The organism is Limnofasciculus baicalensis BBK-W-15 (assembly GCF_024178385.1).
GTDB classification, from domain to species: domain Bacteria; phylum Cyanobacteriota; class Cyanobacteriia; order Cyanobacteriales; family Coleofasciculaceae; genus Limnofasciculus; species Limnofasciculus baicalensis.
On record NZ_JAMZMM010000543.1, the window covers coordinates 1 to 2,969 of the forward strand.

General features: G+C 45.9%; 3 protein-coding genes. 1 reads left to right on the plus strand and 2 read right to left on the minus strand.

The window, feature by feature from the left end; translation table 11 throughout:
- Positions 1 to 198: 198 nt before the first annotated feature.
- Positions 199 to 1,620, plus strand: a complete 1,422-nt coding sequence (locus tag NJ959_RS27870; protein WP_254015019.1) for an LCP family protein — start codon at positions 199 to 201, stop codon at positions 1,618 to 1,620.
- 188 nt (positions 1,621 to 1,808) lie between these two features.
- Here NJ959_RS27870 and NJ959_RS27875 read toward each other — a convergent pair whose 3' ends face one another.
- Positions 1,809 to 2,222: an alr0857 family protein gene (locus tag NJ959_RS27875; RefSeq protein ID WP_254015020.1), complete on the minus strand. Its 414-nt coding sequence runs from the start codon at positions 2,220 to 2,222 to the stop codon at positions 1,809 to 1,811.
- A 16-nt stretch (positions 2,223 to 2,238) separates the two neighbouring features.
- Positions 2,239 to 2,754: an HNH endonuclease gene (locus NJ959_RS27880; protein WP_254015021.1), complete on the minus strand. Its 516-nt coding sequence runs from the start codon at positions 2,752 to 2,754 to the stop codon at positions 2,239 to 2,241.
- Positions 2,755 to 2,969 lie beyond the last annotated feature (215 nt).

The following is a 2,969-nucleotide window of genomic DNA, read 5'->3' on the forward strand; positions in this document are numbered from 1 at the left end:
GAACAGGTGTCTCGCCTGTTACACCCCGATAATCTCAACTTTTTCTCCAATATTTCCCAGATAGTGCTACAAAAGGTGAGAAAAGCTGATAAGAATATTCTGTCTAAACAACTCAAGATCGAGATCAGGTCGAACATTTACTGCCGAAAGAGAGTTATCTTTTGCCCATCCCATCCTTAATGTGTGTGAGGAAGCCAAGTGCCAGCCCGAAAAACCTACGAAAAACCCCTTCAGGGAACCCAAAAAACCCAGTCGCCCAAAAAACCGTCAACAAAAAAACCTACCAAGAAAGCCAAGCAAGGGCATTGGCTGTGGCTTTGGTTAGGCTTTAGTGGCGTGGCAATGCTATCAGCGACAGCCGGGGCAATGCTTGCGGTATCCCTATCCAGTATGCCCTTACTCCAAAGCAGCCTTAGTAGCGAGGAAGCTGCTATCTTTACCAAAGGCGGTAAACTCACCCGCAGCAGTATGCGGCTACCTGAGCTAACTCGACCCGTTAGTATCATGGTATTGGGGATAAAAGTTCTTGCATCCGACGTAGATCAACCTACAGGCAACACATCGGGATACGATCCTACGATCAATTCCTTTGACGGTTTAGCAGATACGATGCTATTACTACGGTTCGATCCCGAAAGCAAAAAAATAGCGGTTCTCTCCATTCCCCGCGATACCCAAGTTAATATTGAAGGACATGGAGCAACTAAAATCAATGCTGCTAATGACCAAGGTGGACCAGCATTAACAGCAAAAACAACCAGTAAGCTTTTGGGAGATGTGGGGATTGATCGTTACGTTAGAGTAAACGTACAGGGGGTTGAAAAGCTGATTGATGCCTTGGGAGGAGTCGAGGTATACGTCCCCAAGGATATGAAGTACAAAGATGACACACAGCACCTCTACATTGACCTAAAAGAAGGGAAACAGCACCTAGATGGCAATCAAACCCTACAACTTTTACGATTTCGCCACGACGAGTATGGGGATTTAGGTAGAATACAGCGGCAGCAAATGGTGATGAGGGCACTAATGCAGCAGGCTCTCAATCCCGGTACTTTGGCGCGGTTACCGAAAATTCTCTCTGTTATTCAATCCCACATTGACACAAATTTGAGTGTAGAAGAATTAGTGGCGCTGGTAGGTTTTGGCGTTCATACCCAACGATCCGATGTAAACATGCTCATTCTACCAGGTGACTTTAACGGTAACGGTCAGCATGAGGTGAGTTACTGGTTGCCGAATCGCCGCAAAATCAGGCAAATGATGTCTCAATACTTCGACCAAGGCTATAGTGAAGCAGAAGAAGGAGTGAAGCAACGTTCAGTGCGGGTGGCGATTCAAGATAGTACAAACGATCCAGGAGCAGTTCAAACCTTAGTTAGCAAACTCCGGGAAGCTGGTTACCGCAATATTTATGTGGACACTCCTTGGAAAGAGCCTTTGGATGTTACCCGTATTGTCGCTCAACAGGGAGACGAGAGCAGTGCCTCTAATATCCGTGAGAATTTGGAATTTGGGGATGTGCGGGTTGAAAGTACTGGCTCTCTTGCTTCTGATATTACGATTCAATTGGGTAAAGATTGGCTAGAAAAACAGAGCAAAGGAAGGTTAAATTTTTAACTATAGCAGTCGCTAATACTTTAAGAACAAGGGGCTTAAGGGGAGCATCCCAATGAAGGCAAAGATACTTGTTTTTGCCCCCCTTTTCACCCCCCCAGCCCCCCTTGTGAAAGGGGGGAGCAAGAATACAACCTCCATTTCTTCCTTTCTCGGGATGCTCCCGGCTTAAGCCCCTTGTTTTCTGCTTTTTAAGTAGCGGAAACAGATGTTTGAGATTCCTGCCACAGCTTCCAAAGAAAGAATTCCATGCGATGGGCTGAATCACCACTACAAGAACTATTGCACAAGCTAACTACAAAAACTCCCTCTTCACCATCAGGATTGGATGACATCCAAGTACCTTTGAGGCTAACTTCCATATAGTCGGTATCGCAAATAGATAGGTTAATTCCTTCTATCTCTTCTTGTTGTCGTACTGCCTTTTCTAATTCTACCAATTGGGGCATATCCCTTGGCAGTAAGAACGCAGCCGTGCTAGGTTCAACCCATAAACTGGCACCCGCTCGCAGGGATAGCGTTACTCGCGTGGCAACCCATTCCTCTAGAGAATTACTCAGGCGCTCTAGGTAGAAGCCATTTTCGGTATAAGTGAGTTTTAGCATAACCTATCGCCTCCTGTTATTCTGTATGTACTTGAGAGCGCCAAAATTGTTCGGCAAAGGCAACAGCCGGGTGCATGGGCGCTTTGGGTTTGGTATGAAGTGCCATTCCTGCTTGATCTGGGGTGCGATCGCCTTTGTGACTGTTACACTTTTCACAGGCTGTCACTACGTTATCCCAAGTATGGGGTCCGCCTTTGGAGCGCGGAATGACGTGATCTAGAGTGAGCTTTTTGGTGCTATTGCAGTATTGGCAGGTGTGTTTGTCTCTTCGTAAGATTTCTCGCCGATTCACCGGAGGCACTTTCCAAACCCTCTCTCCATCTGTTTTCGTGAGACGAATTTGTTCTGGTACGCTCAGTACTAGATTGGGCGAGTGGACGAGTATGGCATTCTCGCTGTTAAAATCTAGTGGTTCGGCTTTTCCCATCACCAACAGTGCGATCGCACGTTTAATATTGACTCGACTGACGGGTAGATAGTTCTTGGAGAATACCACTACAGTTCGCCTTAATACGTCTGTTACACTCGTCACGATTCGCTCCTTATCTGAAAATTAGGTAATTGCTAATGGTTAATTGCTAATGGTTTATTGCTAATGGCTAATGGTTAATTGCTAATGGCTAACTTTCCTCCTGAAGTATAGGGAATGAGAATTTGACGACTCGGATAGGGTTTATTGTTTATATCTCTGTCTGGCAGCTACTTATGCTGGGGTGGAAAGTCAAAAGTGAGTAATGCCTCCCCCTC